General features: G+C 56.7%; 5 protein-coding genes. All 5 read right to left on the bottom strand.

Translation table 11 applies throughout. From position 1 onward, the window contains the following. Positions 1-141: 141 nt before the first annotated feature. The 5 genes from AC5SEM_RS08305 to AC5SEM_RS08285 all read right to left on the bottom strand — a co-directional run bounded on the left by AC5SEM_RS08305 (position 142) and on the right by AC5SEM_RS08285 (position 16,678). Positions 142-585, bottom strand: a complete 444-nt coding sequence (locus tag AC5SEM_RS08305) for a hypothetical protein (RefSeq protein WP_331695516.1) — start codon at positions 583-585, stop codon at positions 142-144. Positions 586-1,070: 485 nt separating this feature from the next. After that, positions 1,071-1,658, bottom strand: coding sequence for a hypothetical protein (locus AC5SEM_RS08300; RefSeq protein WP_495472626.1), 588 nt, complete (start codon positions 1,656-1,658; stop codon positions 1,071-1,073). A 441-nt stretch (positions 1,659-2,099) separates the two neighbouring features. Continuing rightward, positions 2,100-2,351: a transposase gene (locus AC5SEM_RS08295; protein ID WP_495472625.1), complete on the bottom strand. Its 252-nt coding sequence runs from the start codon at positions 2,349-2,351 to the stop codon at positions 2,100-2,102. A gap of 364 nt (positions 2,352-2,715) precedes the next feature. After that, on the bottom strand, positions 2,716-3,234 hold the full coding sequence (locus tag AC5SEM_RS08290; protein WP_495472624.1) for a hypothetical protein: 519 nt from the start codon (positions 3,232-3,234) through the stop codon (positions 2,716-2,718). A 10-nt stretch (positions 3,235-3,244) separates the two neighbouring features. Then, positions 3,245-16,678, bottom strand: a complete 13,434-nt coding sequence (locus tag AC5SEM_RS08285; RefSeq protein ID WP_495472623.1) for a hemagglutinin repeat-containing protein — start codon at positions 16,676-16,678, stop codon at positions 3,245-3,247. Between the last annotated feature and the right edge of the window lie 10 nt (positions 16,679-16,688).

The raw sequence follows: 16,688 nt of genomic DNA, 5'->3' as shown, positions 1-16,688 counted from the left end.
CCACATTTATCAAATTTACCCGTTTACTCTCGCCATTTTGACGCCGCCCGCCCCTAGATGATATTTAAACTCACTTATCCAGGTGACCTTGCACAAGTGACCTGTCATATAGGATCCAGAAATTCTTCGCCCTCCAGTTTTTCAAAATATCGAGAATTCCGAGCGAATATGTTCTGTCAGCCCAGCCAAATCCTTGTATGCCAACGGGCCAAGTAAAGGCTCGTGGATAGATAAATACACTGCGGCAGAAATATTCGATTTAAACGCGCATTCTTCCACCTCCCACAGTCTGGAGGGCGCGATCATCCAATTAATCCCAGGTAGTCCCTCGCGTGACCGCCCGACAAAAGACCATGACAACGCCCCCTTGTAGCCTTCCACCGTGGCCCTCAATTTATCAATAGCATCCTCGCTAATAAACTTGAATCTGAAAGCGATAAATGGAGGAAGCCCAGAATGATCTTCACGCCGCATTTCATTACCAACCTTCACTTCAGGAAATCGCTGCTGATATTTCCGCCACTCCAGGACGCCTATATCAGCAATAACATTGAGAAGAAGTCCTTCTTGATTCTCAATCTTCATAAACTAAAGACCTTTTAAGTTATCTGAAATCTTAACACCTTCGGGATTCATCCCTTTGATGGAAAACGGGGACAGACCACGTTTTCGTAGTTCTTTCTAAACGTGGTCTGTCCCCATTTATCCACGTGATGAAGTGAATCATCAGGCGCAGAGCCTGTAACGGTCCTCCCGGATCGGCTTCGCATTACAACGACCCCCGAACCACAGAGAGAAGAAAGCCGGTTAACCACCATGCTTATGCTGTTGCCTGGCTTTCCATATCCCGTGGATCGTTTTGATCGCCAGGTAAACCACTGCCGCCATCGCGTAGGCTCCAGCACCTTTCAGTACACGCCATACGCTCTCATAACTGTACAACCAGACTCCGTCTTTCAGAAAAACGAAAATCGCACCGCACAACACGGAGATTAAACCCACTGCAACAAACAGCAGATAACAGAGGATGGAAACCAGAAGGAAGGTTCCCACTCCTATTTTTTTTCGCCTCACTTTTTACCTACCACATTTTGAATCCAGTCTGAAAGCGCTTCAGATACATAAGATCCGCCCATGTTGCCCAGAACCGATGATGTGGATTCCGGCACAATGGGTTTCAACATATTCGAGATCACGGGTCCCCCATAGAAGCCGAGTGTTGTGCCGGCAACTGATCCTACTACTGGAGGGATCGGATCCTCCCCCTTTATCACGCTACCTGTCAGAGAGCCGCCGACCCCTGCAGCCTGTGTCACCCAGAATCCTTTCCCCTGCGTCGCTGCCCCAACGACCGTCGCAATGAAAGCATCGGAGTAGCTGAACGGCTCATCTTTTTGCATTTGGTACGCCGTATTGGCGCCTCCGGAAATGGCAGCACCCAAGGCCATTGCTGCAAATCCGGCCGTAAGCTCCGACGCAACCAAGGGGCCCGTGATCATGACCGTCCAAGCCTGAATCAGCGCCTTGGCAGGATTGGGCCCGTCAAAGCCCACGCCTTCCCTTTGCGCCTTCAACGCATCGGCAATTGCTTGCTCAGAATAACCGTTCTCTATACCGAACTGGATCAGAGGGAAAACGGGGACAGACCACGTTTTCACTAAATGGTCGATTTTTTCGGCCGTCCCGGGCTCCCTCGCTGCACGCGACGACCGAGCATTGCCTCGACATCAACAGCAAACCTTAAACCGCCAATAACATTATTTCCATTGGTCGCGTCACGAATCTGGTCAACCGACTCTGACTCTAAGTCATTTTTGAACAGTTCGCGATAAGCATCTGCTGGCTGCCCGCCCCGCCCTCCAAGCGCCAAATACTGGGCATGAGGGGGGAACAATGTGTGATCGCTCTGATTGTGCGCTAACACAGTAACTTGACCAGCGATATTCTGCCGGATGATTTACTATTTTCGCTCTGACGGGATTCATTTCGATGTATCGATAACAGTACAACAAATATCGTTCACTCTCTACAAGGCATGAACGAAACCGGCCTTCCCATAAACTTCCACAGCGACTATACGTACGATTTATATATTGGACCTAACGCTGCCCGACACCTTTCATCAGCAGGCTTGCGCTGTTGGCATTATGTGGACTGACTAAAAAATGAACATGATTGGTCATTAAGCACCACGCATGAATATCGCAATCATTTTTAGAAGCCTGCTCGACCAAAAGCTCCAAATAAAAAAGGTAATCTTCCTCGGTAAAAAAACAGACAGATCTATTATTTCCTCGCTGAATCAAGTGGCGTGGTACGCCTGGCATCAAAACTCGGGGTCTACGCGGCATCGATGAATCCTTTCAATTGGCCGAACTGAAAGCTTAGCGGGCCGTAAGGCATAAATGACGGCAAATTTTTACGTATTGTTGCAGTCAATTACATTAAACGTGGTCTGTCCCCATTTATCCAGAACGGTTGGGGCGTCAAAGAACGAGGCCGGCTGTATTGCAGCGATTCAGTATAGGGGTGTAACCGGGTACGGCACTGACTAACTCCTGACACCATACGGAAGAACGAATACTGGGGAGCTTTGGAGAAAGCTCTGCGTGATGGGGTGCATCAACAGGCGCAGAGCATAGAGTATATTTATGGCACCCCCTCAGGGACAGACCCGAAATATTACCTAAACGTGGTCTACCTCGATTGACTCCTTTATCTAAACTGCCAGTTATGCACCGATATCCCTGTTATCACTTGATTTGGCGCATGCAAAAGAGACGCTCTGTAATCAGTAATAAAACTGATCCCGGAAATATACTCACCCTTATCAAGAATCAGAAACTCATCATCCATATCGTTAAAATCAATCTCAAAATCTGTCTCAAGCGCCAGCAAGTCATCACCGACCCTCACACCCGCAAACGCCCCGGAATATCCGTCCCCCACAACTATCTGATAGAGAAGATCACGAGACTCAAAAACAAGTTGAATGCAGCTACTTTTGAACGTCAGAGTAACAGCATCATTACCCTGCCGACCTAACTTTCTCTTTACGCCAATCCATCCCGAATTTTTATCAAGCAACTCATGTATCTCGGAGTTGTCTTCATACCAAACCACAGGACCTATCAACTTCATCACCGACGAAAGACTGACGCCTAACTGAAAGCCTGCAGCGCTTACTTCAGGATTCAGCTCGGCGTCCATATCTGGAAAAAAACCATCGCTCATTTTAAGAACCTCACCAAGGCAGCCACTTTCCACCAATATATTTCAAACGACTGCCATCCCTATCAAAATACTGTTGATACTTTGTAATCGTCCCTGGGCTAAAGCCAGAACTCGAGTCAATGACTCTGACTTCCAGGCCATCTTTATATACAAACTTATAATATTCTCCACTGCCATGAGTGCCGCTACCTGGATGATATTGAAACTCGCTGATTTCGGGATGGCCTTCAACAAGATAAGCCTCGGCCTTTCCAGAAGTGCCTGGTTTTGGTGGTTTTCGCGTAAGCGTCGCTCCGTCCATCTTATACGCTTGGATGAAGTCGTCCACCGTCGCCCCCCAGACCTGATCCAGGGTTCGCGGAATTCCCGCTTCAATTGCAAGCTTGAGCCTGAGTTCTTCTCTTGCAATCGCCGATGTTGCCGGAATTCCATCGTCGACCTCAATAGGCTTCCCGGGATCGACCGGCTTCTCAGGAATAACCGGATCATCTACTTCGGGCGGTGTTTTGTCAGTCTTCGGAGGTTCCACGTCCGGCTTTTGTGGGACATCCGGTTTATTCGGAACATCGGGCTTCGTCGGCGCAACCGGCTTCTGCGGATCTAGAACTGGCACATCCGAATCAGACACTCGATCCGAAAACTTCGTAATCTGCGTCTTCAGGTTGTCGATTTTGACCGTAGCCCCAACCTCTTTGATGGTCTTGACCGAAACGTCGATACCCATACGCGAAAGTTGCAACGATGCGTTCGCGGAGTTACTGCCGCCACCAGCCATGAGTTGGACAATGAGCGCTACAGCCTGACCCATCTGCCGGCCAACATTCTCCGCGTTCTCATCGCCGCCCACGGTGGCTGCTTCAGCGATTTGCGAGAGTTGCGATTTGAAAGCATCGGCTACGCTTTTACCGAGAATGGCCACCGCCTCGTCAGAAGCAAGAAACTCATTCATGGCGTGAAAACTTTCTACCGGATCCCGCAGGAGATTTACTGCGCTGTCCAGCGCTCCCAGCCCAGCACCCGCCATACCGTCCGTGAAACCCTTCATGACCCCGGAAGCGGTCAACAAATCCTGTCGTGCCGAAATTAGTCCCCACTTTGCGATAATTGCCAGCTTTTTAGCCAGATTAGGCTCAGCATCAATTTCTTTCTTGGCCTGCACATACTGCTGCGTCGCTAACCAGTTGTTATCGACGTTTGCCGCAGCCGCGTTGTTCGCGGTGGCCGCACCATTCGGAGTACTCATGGCCGCAATGCCGGTCACGATGCTGGTGATGATGTTGCGTTTGGCCTCTCTCGATTCAGCGGTTTCGTTCGGATCGGCGTCAGCGAACAGGCCAGCCAGCAGACTGGCGGCAGATCCGCCCAAGGCACCTGCCGCGCAGCTCTGGCTGCTTGCGGCGGCGCCGGCACAACCGAGAATTGCGTGCAGCGCTGCGTGTTCAGGGCTGCCTTCCTTCAAGCCTTTTTTCACGAGGTCGCCGATGTACGCCGAGCCTTGTTGCTGGACGTAATTGACCACCATGTTTTGCGCGAACTGCGTGCCGCTGCCCGCCACGTTGCCGCTGATACCGGCGACCAGCGCCGTTGCGATTTGCCGGTAAGTTCCACCGGCGCCCCAGTTATCGCCAATCTCCTTGATCTGCTGATTGAGCTGTAAATAATTTTCGTGGTGCGCTATTCGATCGCTGAGAGACAAACTCTCATTGTCAGCAGCGGCTTTTTCAACGTTGGCCTGCTCCTTTTTCTGATCGATTTCCCGCGCACGACTATCGATATACTGGGAAACGTTTTGCACAAACTTGCCGACGATCTCGAAATCCACGCCGATTTCCTGGGCGTCGAAAATCGGTTTTAGTTTGTTGCTGCCGTCACGCTCACTGGAGACATCGGTATTGATCGCGGCGATGGCCTGCTCCGCCGTCTGACCGGTCAATTCCTGCTGTTTGGTGCTATTGGTAATAGTAACGGCCGCACCGCTAATGCCACTGTGGGTGGTGCTACTGGAACTGTCTCCGGCGTATAGCACCACCGGCGTGGACATGCTGACGCCACCTTTATTGGGCACCTTGGGACCATTGGGGTTGGCCGTAGCGCTGGCATTACCGTTGCCGTCACGACCGATACTGCCACCATAGCCACCGCTCAGGTTGATGCTGGTTGCGTCGTACTCAGCCTTGTTCTTGATGTCAGACGTGGTCAGCGTTCCAGTACTCAGGGTGTTCTTGCCATCGGCTACCGCTTTGTCGGTGCTGGCAATGACCGCACCCACAAGGTCGGTATTGCCTTTGACCTCAACCTGGAAGCCGCCATTACCGGCCTTGATTCCTGATTGCTCGCTGACACTGGCGTACTCACTGTTCATGTTCTGCGCAGCGATGCCTCCACTGATCGTGCTCATGCCTGCACAGATCGGTGGAACGCAAATATTGACGCCGATGTTTGCGCTCAATTGTTTGGAGGTGTAGGTACTGGTGTCCTGCTGGCTCTCAATATTGAGATCACCGCCCACGTTGACCTTGACCTGATCAGCCGAAACGACGCCGCCTTTGATGTTGGTGTCGCCACCACTCTCCAGTTTGACGCTGTTGCCGCCCTTGATATACGTGTTGGTATGGGTGACATCGTCCCCATCTGCCATACCACGTCCCGCGTTGGCAGCCAGCTCAAACGAGACACCGTTTTGTGCCCCGCCAAAGCCGATGCCGATCCCGGCGCTCCAGCCAGAATTGCTGTTGGTGCTTTCCTGATGCGCGGTGTTTTGTGCCGACAGCAGGTTGATCTCACCGTCGGCTTTAAGGCTGACGTCCCCGCCACCTTCAATCCGGCTGCCGATTACGTTGATATCGCTGTTGGCACCATCACCTGTGGCAACGATTTTTACATTGCCGCCTGCCACGACATCGCTGCCCACCACGTTGCGCCCACTTTGACTGCTTTCGCTATGGCTGCGACTGTCGCTCAGGTTGACACTGATCTTGATCCCGGCGTTCGGCGAGTTCATCAACGCCTTGCCCGCATCAACCGCCTGGTTGGCACTCATTGCCGCATTCACGGCAGCCAGCGCGACCATCCGGTCATCACTGGTTTTCTGCGCAGCTTCGCCCATCTGCTGAATACCCCGCAGAGCATCAAGCAATGGAATACTCACCGACCCGCCAATCGCGGTACGGCTGGTACTGGCGGTTCTGCTCGAATTGAGGGTATCGAAACCGGCCTCAATATCGACATGCTTGGCAGTGATGCTCACATCACCCAATGGGGTGACTAACTGGCTGGCGGATTGGGTGTAATGATCGCCCGCTGTGAGGCTGACATTGCCGCCCAGCGAGGCGATCTGACTACCCGTTTGCCGAGTAGAATCATACTTCTCGCCTTCTTTTTGCTTGATGACACCTGTCGCGCCCTGCCACCAAGAGCCAATTTCACCAACCTTTTTGCTGCCGGATTTGGCGCTTGAACTCTCAGTGTTTTCAGCGCTGATAATTTCCAGATTGCGACCGGCATCAATCCCGATATTTTTGTCGGCAACCAGCGTGCTGCCCTCGACAACTGTATCGCGGCCACTCTTGATCTGAATGCTGCCGCCACTGATATCGCTACCAACCATTCGCGTCGAAGTCGTTTGCCGCTCCTGAGATTTCTGCGCGGAAGTCAGGTAGCCGGTGAGATTCGCACTGGTTTTGCTGGAGCTCTTCGATTGAGCGGTTGTTTTAGTTTCCTCACTGGCACCTACCAATATGTCGTTGGCGGCCGTAAGTTTTATCTCCTCCTTAGCACGCAATGCCGCAGCCGCCAGCGAAATATCATGGTCAGCCTTCAGTTCGATATTTTTCGCGACCAGCTCCGTACTGTTCAAACGCGATTCAGTGACTTTCGATGAGCTGGACTTGCTAGAAGTCCAACCCTTCTTGGACGAAGCACTAGCGGTACTCGCGTAGTCTTGCGCAGCATCAAGATTGATATCGTGACCCGCAGTGGCGAGCAATGTCCCATCGCTTTTCAGCTTGGCACCGGTGGCGTTGAAATCCTCTCCGGCGGAAATCGCCAGCTTGTTGCCTGCTTCAACAACGGAGCTGACCGAAACGGCGCTTTCGCTTTCAGACATCGTCGACTTTTTCTTGCCGAACGAGCCTTTTTTGGTCTTCGAGTAGTACGAGTGATCGAGGTTATCCGCGGTTTCCAGATTTACATTGTTGCCAGCAAACAGATAAGCCTCATCCCCTGCACTGACTCGACTGGCAATCAGTTCCAGATCCTTGCCGGCATTCAACGTCATGTCACCGCCGGCAGTAATACCGGACATCACCTGTCTGACCTGATCATCCTGACGCGACATTTTCTTGTTTGCAGAACGCGAGTGCCCTTCATCCGTCGCCGAACTGATCACCAGATTCTCAGTCGCCGACATCGACACATTTCGTTTGGCATCAATGTCACTGGCAATAACACTGATGTCACGCTTGGCGTCAGCCTTGAAATCACGCCCCGCATCAATATCGGCGCCCAGTTGCGTGACACTGCTGACAGCTCCCCTCCAGCCCAGCGAGGCACTGTCGTTGATCTGCACGGACGCCACGTTGACGTCGCGACCGGCGTTCAACGCCATGTCCTGGCCGCTTTTCAGGACGCCGCCGATGACGTTGATGTCCTTGGCCGCTTTGACGGTCAGGTCATTGGCCGCCTCGATCCGCGCTGCGTTATCGGCAAAATCCTGATGCCGGGTGACGGTGCCGTACTGGTCGTCCATCGAGGTGATGGTTCGTTCGTTGATCACATCGCCCGTGCGCGTGGTCAGGCTGACGTCCTTGCCGGCAATGATGCCGCCGGCCTTGTTGACGATGTTGTTGGTGGCCAGCAAGTCCAGACGGTTGCCCGCTTCGATCGAACCGCTGTTGACCAGGTCCTTGCCCGCTGTCGCGGACAAGTTGTTGGTGGCCTTGAGCGTGCCGACGTTATCGAGGTTTTCCCCGGCGATCAGCGTCACATCGTTACCGGCAATCAGTGCCCCGGTCGGGCCGAGACGGCCGCTGGCTTGCGCCAGATAAACCACCGGCACCAGGACTTTTTCGCCATTCACTTCGTGCTCTTCGAGCCAGACAATATCGTGGGTCAGCGCGGCGACTTGCTGCGACGTGAGGCCGACGCCAACCGACAGGTTGAGCGCGTCCTTGCTTGCGATGGCGTTGTTCATCAGGTACTTGAACATGCCCTCGTTAGAGGTCTGGCCGTCGAGGAAAGCCTGGCCGGTGCGCGCGGTGACGGCTTGCTGGATCAGGCGTTGTTCATAGAGGCCATCACCGAGGCGTTTGGCGCTCTGGTCGGGGTTGTAACCGAGTTTTTCCAGCAGGTAATCCGAGCTCATGAACGACTTGAGGTCGGTGAGTACCGGGTTGGTTTCGATCAGGTATTTGTGCGGGTTCGAGGGCGCTGTGGTGTCCGGCAGGCCAGTGACACGCGTGACCGGACGAGTGTCGATCGACTCTTTGATGTCGTTACCGCGGTTGGGCTTGCCCGAGCCGGCAGAACTCTCCGGCACTTTTGCATCGACGGTACTGGCGACTGCCTGAACCATGCTCGGGGTCGGGTGGAATGTATCCACGAAGCGGGTGCTGTCGGACACCGGCGCAGGTGCATCGATGAACAGGTTGCGCGGCCCGCCGCTGCTGGCGGCAACCATATGGTCCTGGGCATTTATCGACTCACTGGCAACCGTCCACGTCGGTGCTGGGCCAATGTTGCCGGCAGTGACGCCACTGCTGCCCTGCCCGCTCAGACGGAACAAACCGTTCTCGCCCGTCGGCAGAGAGAAACCAGGCAGGCTCAGCGGATTGACTTGCTGTTGCGCAAGGTCCGGCGGCAACTGGCTGTTGATGCGCACAACGACGGTGCCGCTGTTTCCGACCGTGGTATTGGCAACTTTGTTGGTGCCACCCGTTGAACCGTAGTCCTGATGGATAACGCTGTTTTCAACTTCCCGGGTGGCGGTAATCGAGACGTTACCGCCGGCCTGAATCACTGCGTTGCGCGAGTTAGTGGTATCGGCAGCACCGGTGCTGTTAACCGGTTTCTCGACAGCAACGCCTTTTTCGAACGGTGCCAGTTCACTCGGTATAGCCAGCAGGTTATTCGGGTCATACATCGATGCCGTTGAGGTTTCAAAGCCAGCGGAATAGCCAGACATGGCCCGGCCATATTTGCGACTACCGACGTTTTCGCCCGTCTCGGCGTCGACGATGACGATGCCATTGCCCACGGTTTTGGCGATCGCTTTACGGATCAGGCCTTCCGGCGCGATGACGTAATACACAAAAGGGAAGTCAGGGTTGTTGCGCTGGTTGTACGGCATGATCACGTTGGCCATGAATTGCGCCGTGCTGCCCGTGCCCATCTCGAAATTGTATTGACGCGTGACTTCGACAGTCCCGCTCTTGGCACCGATATTCTTCAGACTATCGGCGGTGATGGTGATGTTGCCACCCGCCGCTACCGTACTTTTGCTGTTGAGGAACGTGCCGCCGGTGAACGTAAAATCCTTGCCGACATTGAACATCGCCGAAGCGCTGGTATCGGTGTCGAAGAATTGGTAGGTCTCGCGAGTGGCGAGGAAGTTGTTGAAGGTGCCGCCAACGCAGTCACCGCACGTTGCAGCAATCAACCCGGAAATGAGCTTGCGTTCAACCGACGCCGTCGGCCCTTCTGTGCGGTTTTCAAACACATCGGCACTGAGCGTAAACCCGCGCCCGCTTTCCATCGAGCCGGAAATGTTGTACACCCCCGCTGCCCTTGCCGCGCCGGCATACCCGCCGATCACCACATCGCCCAGACCGTAGAAATCACCGTGCTGGTTGGTCAGCGTGCTGACGCCGAGGGTCATGTTATTGCCGCTGAAAATCAGCCCGCGATCGTTGAGCAACGAAGGCGTATTGATGATGAGGTTCTGCGCCGCGCCCAGGGTGCCGTAGTTGGCAACACTGCCCGCGTTGATCGTCAGGTCTTCGCTGGAGGTCATGCGTCCGGCGTTGCTGAGTTGCCCGCCAACATTGACGGTCGATGTGGCGCCCACCGCGAAACTGCCGGCCGCCGCGACGTTCATCTGCGCGACGGAAAGGTAAGCGCCGCGCTGACTGGTCAAGCGGCCGCTGCCAGCATAGGTTCCGCCGATTTGCATATCGAGGATGCCATCACTGGCGATCAAGCCATCATTGGTCCAGTTGCCGCCACGGATCTGCAGGGAATCGGAAGCCAGCAATTTGCCGCTGGCGGTCTGGCTGAACTGCCCGACGTTAACGTTCAGGCGACCGGCCTGAATGACGTTGGAGTTGCTCCAGCTGTCGGCATTGAGTTCCAGCAGTCCGCCGGTGACGATGCTGCCGCCCGCGCCGATGACATTGGCGGTGGAGATGTCAAACCTGCCGCGCCCGACGTGGTTGAGTTGCCCGCCGGCATTGAGCAGGCCGCCGACGGCCAGGGTCATGTCGGTGTTGGCGGTTTCCAGTACACCGTTACGGTTGTCGAGCAAACCGCCGATCTGGAACAGGGTCTTGCCGGTGTTGCCCAGCGAACGCAGGCGACCGTTCTGGTTGTCGACGCTGGCAGCTTTTACGCTCAGTTGGGTATCGCTTTCGATGACACCCGTGCCGTTGCGCAACGCACCACTGAGACCGAAGTCGATGCGGTTGGCAGCGATCTGCCCGCCAGCGTTTTCCAGACTTGTGCCGGTGACGCCCAACAGCCCTTTCGAATAAACCACGCCAGAGCTGTTATCCAGCGCGGCTGTGGTGATGCCAAGGTCTGCTGCTCGTGCAGAAATCCGCCCGCCATTGTTGTTCAGGCCGGCCAGTGCCGTCAGGGTCAGACCCTGCGCCTGAATGATGCCGCCCTGGCGATTGTTATTGAGGTCGAAACCGTTGCGCAGCACACCGACGGTGCGCGCTTCCAGAGCACCTTTGATGCTGGACAGCGTGCCGCCACGGTTATCGATGTTCGCCGCTGTGACAAAGACATTGCCATTCTGCGCGATGACCTTGCCGCTCTGGTTATCGAAGTCAGCGCTGGTTTCAAGGCTCAACGCGCCTTCGCTCTGGATCGAACCTTTGCCGTTGCGCAAGCTGGCGGCGGTCAGTTGGACGCCAGCATTCTGGCTGAAGATCAGCCCGTCCGCGCTGTTGTTTACGACGCCCGTGGCAATGATCTGCAACTGTTCATTGGCCGCGAGGGTGCCCTTGTTGCTGTTGTCCAGCGAACCGGTGCGCGCCTCCAGCGTGGTCTGGCTGGCGATCTGACCGTTCTGGTTGCGCAGGTCGGTGACGCCCTTGATCAACATCGCGCCGCTGCTCGCCAGTTTGCCGGCGTTGTTGTTCAGCTCGCCGCTCAGGTTGAGGGTAAGCGTAGCGTTGCTGGCGATCTGGCCGCCGTTGTTGTCCAGACGTGTGGCCGTGGCCGTGAACGCCTGTTCGGCATTGATTGAGCCGCCGGCATTGGTGAACGCGGTGCTGACGATATCCAGCGCCGCACCACTGAAAATCAGCCCTTGGCTGTTATCGAGTGCGCCGCCCAGCGTCAGGACTTGCCCTGCGCCACTGCTCAGATTGCCCTTGTTGCTGTTATCGAGGCTACCCGCCTTGACGTTCAGATTGCCTTGGGCGACTACAGCCCCAGCGTCGCTGTTAAGCAGCGCATCCTTGAGGTCGACCGAGACATCGGCGAATTTGCTGGAGAGCGTGCCGCCGTTGCGGTTGTCCAGGCTGTCGGCGTTGACGGTGAGTCCTTGCCAACCGGAGATCAGGCCTTTCTGGTTGACCAGCTCGGTGCCACGCAACAGCAGTTTTTCACCGCTGATGATTTTGCCGGCGCTGTTGTTCACGGCTCGGGCAATCAGCTCGAAACCGAGGTTGCTGGAAATCTCCCCGCTCTGGTTGTTCACCTCACGCAGACGTTTGAGCATCAACGGCCCTTGAGCCGTGAGCACGCCGTGCTGGTTGTCGAGATCACCATTGGCCAGATCAAGGGTGACGGCTTTGTCACCTACCAGGCGTCCGCCGTTCTGGATCAGGGAGGTCAGCTTCAGATCGATGTCGCCGCTGGCGGAGACTTCGCCGCCGGCGCTGGAGTCCAGTCCGGTGGCAGTCAGCGTCAGATTGCCTTGGCTGTTGATCAAACCACTGTCGCGGTTGTTCAACTCGGCGCTGGTGATCGCGAGAGATTGCGCCGCACTGATCAGGCCTTTGTTGTCATTGCGCAGCAGACCGTCGACGGTCAGGCCGAGGTCGCCCCGGCTGACCAGGTTGCCGCTGCTGTTGTTCAAGCTTGCGGCATGCGCGTCGATGGTGGCTGCACCGATCATGCCTTTGACGTTGTCGAGTGCGGCCGCGATGCGCAGGGTCAGGCCCTGATTGCTCAGGAGCTTGCCGTTGCCGTTGTCGAGGCTTTGCGCGGTCAGGGTCAGCGCTTCGGCGCTGGAAATTGTGCCGCCCTGGTTGTTGACGCCGTTGAGTTGCTTGAGCAGCAGCGTGCCCGGCGCGTTGATCAATCCACCGATGTTGTTCAACTGGCCGTGGTTCAGGTCCAGGCTCAGTTGCGTATTGCTGAACAGTTTGCCGCCCTGTTGATCGAGGCCGCTGACCGAAGCCGTCAGCGCATTCTGACTGCCGATACTGCCGTCGCCACCGTTGGTGACCTGGCCGGCAGTTAGGTTAAGGGTGTCGGCGCTGCTCAATTGACCGTTGCTGTTATCGAAGGCGCCGGTGGTCACGGTGACCGCGCCTTTACCGCTGAGCGTGCCCTTTTGACGGTTGTCGAGGCTCGCACTGTCGAGGACGAGCGCGCCATCGGTAACCACTTGCCCGCCTTGGTTGTCGACACTGCCGCTGCTGTCCAGCTTCAGATCCGCCGCGCTGGACAGGCTGCCACCGGCATTGGTCACTTGCGTCGTGTTGACCGTCAGCATGGCTTCGCTGCTGACCTTGCCCGAGGTGTTGTCAAAGGCGCCGGCAAGGTTCAACAGCATGCCTTGCTGACTGAGCAATTGGCCGCCGTTGTTATCCAGCGAGCGCCCCTGCAGGTTGAACTGCGAGCCGGCATCGAGCAGACCTTTAGTGCGGTTGAGCACTTCGTCGACGGTCAGCGTCAGGGCCGTGCCGGTGAAGATTTTGCCGCCGTCGCTGTTATCGAGCTTTTTACCCGTAACGCGCAAATCGCCTTTGCTGCTGATCTCGCCGCCACGGTTGTCGAGGTCAGCGACGGTCAGGGTCATGTCTTTGCTCGACCCCAGCAGACCGTTCTGCCGGTTATCGAATTGATCTGCCTCGAGCTTGAGCACGCCGGTAGCGATCAACTGACCCTTCTGGTTGTTGACGGTTTTTGCTTGCACGCTGGCATCGGCCTTGCCGCTGATATTGCCTTCACGGTTATCCACGCCATCAGCGTTGACGGTGAGTTGGCCGTCGGCGATGACGGTGCCGAGCTGGTTAGCCAGCGTCTTGTCGGTGGTGAGCAACAACTCGCCGCGACTGCTGATCAGGCCTTCGTGGTTGTCCAGACTAGCGCTGTGGCTGTCCAGCGTGGCGGCGGAGATGACGCCTTTGAGGTTGTTCAGTGCTGCGGCAATGCGCAACGTCAGACCCTGCTGGCTGAGCAGTTTGCCGTTGCTGTTGTCGAGGTCGTGCGCGGCGAGCGTGAAGGCTTGCTGGCTGGAAATTTCCCCGCCCTGGTTGTTCACACCGTTGAGGTTTTTCAACAGCAGCGTGCCGGGCGCATTGATCAAACCGCTCTGGTTGTTCAACTGGCCGTGATTCAGATCGAGGGTCAGATCAGTCTTGCTGAACAGCTCACCGCCCTGTTGATCCAGCCCGGTGAGCGAAACGTCCAGCGCCTGCTGGCTGGCGATACGGCCCGTGGCGTTGTTGACCTGCCCTGCCTTGAGCGTCAGCGCCGCGCCGCTGGTGAGTTTGCCACCCTGGCTGTTGTCGACTGCGCTGGTCTCGATCCGGCTGAGGCCTTGGCCGTAGATCGCGCCTTTGCGGCTGTTATCAAGACTGCCGCTGTTGAGGGTCAGCGCGCTGTCGGTGTTGATCGAACCGGCCTGATTGAGCAACGCGCCAGTGCTGGTGAGTTTCAGGTTGCCGGCACTGCCAAGGCTGCCGTTGCTGTTGTCAATGCGCGCAGCATTGACAGTCAGCGTGCCGTCGCTGCTGATCGCGCCGAGCGAATTGGTCAGCGCGTCATCAAGGGTAATCACCAGACCGTTGAGGCTGCCGAGATTGCCGCCGCTGTTGTCCAGCGTGGCGCCGGTGACTGTTACCGCGCCTTTGGAGGCGGCAATCAAGCCTTTGCTCTGGTTGATCAGTTTGGTGACGCTCAGCCCAATGTTGCTGCCGGAGAGGATTTTGCCGCCATCACTGTTATCCAGACGCAGGCCTTTGATGTTCATCAGCAAGCTGCTGGAGATCTCGCCGCTGCGATTGTCGACGTCGTCGACCGAGAGTGTCAGCGCTTTTGTTGTGCCGACCAGCCCGCCGTTGCGGTTGTCGAGCGTCTTGCCAGTCAGGCTCAGATTGCCTTGGGCAACCAGCGCACCACCCTGTTGTTGCAGCAGGCCGATGGTGGCCAGCAGGTCGCCCTGGCTGGAAATCCGTCCGGCCGCGTTTTGAATTTCCGCAGCCGTAAGGTTGACGGGGCCGACCGCACTGACCAGACCACCACTGTTATCCAGACGAGCGCCAACATAGCTCAGTCCTTGCTTGCCGCTGATCACGCCTTTTTCGCGGTTATCCAGTTGCGCGACATTCACGGTCAACTGCTGGTCGGCCTGAATCACCCCGCCCCGGTTGTCGGCCGTGTCGCCGCGCAGAGCCAGCGTGCTGTTGCCAGTGACTTTACCTGCGCTGTTCAGCAGCGTGCCGGCCTGCGCATCAATCGCGCCTTTGGCCGAGATGTCACCCTTGTTGCGGTTGTCGAGTGTGCCACTGATGCGTGCAGTCAGGCTGCCATCGCTGACCAGCGCCCCGGCCTCGCGGTTATCCAGACTGGCTGCCTTCAAAAACACGGTGCGTGCCGAACCTAGAACACCGTCACGGTTGTCCAGCGCACCGCTGAGATCGATATTCAGGCCCAGATCACCGAGAATCTCCCCGCGGCGGTTATCGAGCCTGCCGCCGGTGACGGCGATGTTCTGCCCGCTGAGCGTACCGCCCTGATTGTTCAGAGTCTGCGCGGTGTTGATGGTCAGGTCACGGCTGGCGGTGAGGCGCTTGCCGGTGTTGTCGAGATTCTGCGCGGTGAGGTTCAGGTCGCCACTGGCATTGTGGCTGCCATCGGCGTTGACGCCCGCCTCGATCGTGCCGGCGTTGGTCAGTTGACCGCCGGCACTGAGAGTGATGCTGTCGCGGGCCGCCAGGGTCTGGCGGTTGGTCAGGTTGCCCTGGGTTTGCACGTTAACGCTGCTGCCGGCGTATACCGGGCCGCGTGCATCAAGGCTGGCGGCCTTGACGTTGACCGCACCAGTGGCCGAGGTGTCGGCCAGACTCAACTGACCGTTGGCATCCAGTTGAATATCACCGCCGCTGGCAATCAGTTTGCCGTCGAGTTTCACCCCGACGCCGGCCTCGGTGCCGACCAGTTTGATCGCCCCGGCGTACATGCCGCCGAGGGCCGAAGAGTCGATGGCCAGTTGCGGTTTGCTGCTGCCGTCCTCAGCGCGCGCTGTGGCACTGAGCGTTTGTGCGTTGACGTCGTTGCGACCGGCGACAATCGTCAGGTTCTGCGCCTGAAGTTGCGCGTTGATCTTTGCGCTGCGGGTGATGATTTCAAAACGGTCGACGTTGGTCGCGTTGAGGCCCGCGCCCTCGATGGCCACAGAACCCTGGTCAACCTGATAACGCTCCAGCCGGCCGTTATCGAGCACGGGTTTGCCGGTAGTCAGCGTGACGCGCGGCGAGTTGATGAAGCCACAGCCATTGCAAGTAATGCCGTAAGGGTTGGCGACGATCACCCGCGCCGACTGCCCCGCCACTTCGGTGTAACCGCGCAACTGGCTCGGGTTGCCGCTGACGACTTCGTTGAGAATCGCCTGTGCCGAACCGCTGTTTTTCAGGTTTGGGTTGTCGACGATGTGCCCACCCAGTTGGGTAACCGTATTCTGCGTCGAGCCGTTGTTGAGGATCAGCCCCTGCGCGCCGACGTTGTAGTCGTGGAACTGGTTATGCGACAGACCGCTGGCATTGGGCGTGGCGATGTTGATGATCGGCACGCCATTGCCGGCGCGATCCAGCGAGGTATCCGGGTTGGCCACCACGATGCCGTCGGCCTGCGCCCACATCGGTTGCCAGAACATGACGTTCGCCAACAGGAACGCCAGCCCGCGTTTCGGCATGCCGAGGAAGAGTTCGCGGTTTTTAACGGCAGCAGCAGGCTCACTGGCGATAAAGGCTAGTTGACGAATGTCCATGTCAGAATCT

This window comes from Pseudomonas sp. CH61 (assembly GCF_059429415.1).
Note: the sequence above shows the minus strand (reverse complement) of the source record. Positions and strands in the feature narration are given on the sequence as shown.

Excerpts from the sequence above, each read along its gene's own strand:
- AC5SEM_RS08285 (WP_495472623.1), bottom strand. The coding sequence starts at position 16,678 with ATGGACATTCGTCAACTAGCCTTTATCGCCAGTGAGCCTGCTGCTGCC.
- AC5SEM_RS08305 (WP_331695516.1), bottom strand. The coding sequence starts at position 585 with ATGAAGATTGAGAATCAAGAAGGACTTCTTCTCAATGTTATTGCTGAT.
- AC5SEM_RS08295 (WP_495472625.1), bottom strand. The coding sequence starts at position 2,351 with ATGCCGCGTAGACCCCGAGTTTTGATGCCAGGCGTACCACGCCACTTG.
- AC5SEM_RS08290 (WP_495472624.1), bottom strand. The coding sequence starts at position 3,234 with ATGAGCGATGGTTTTTTTCCAGATATGGACGCCGAGCTGAATCCTGAA.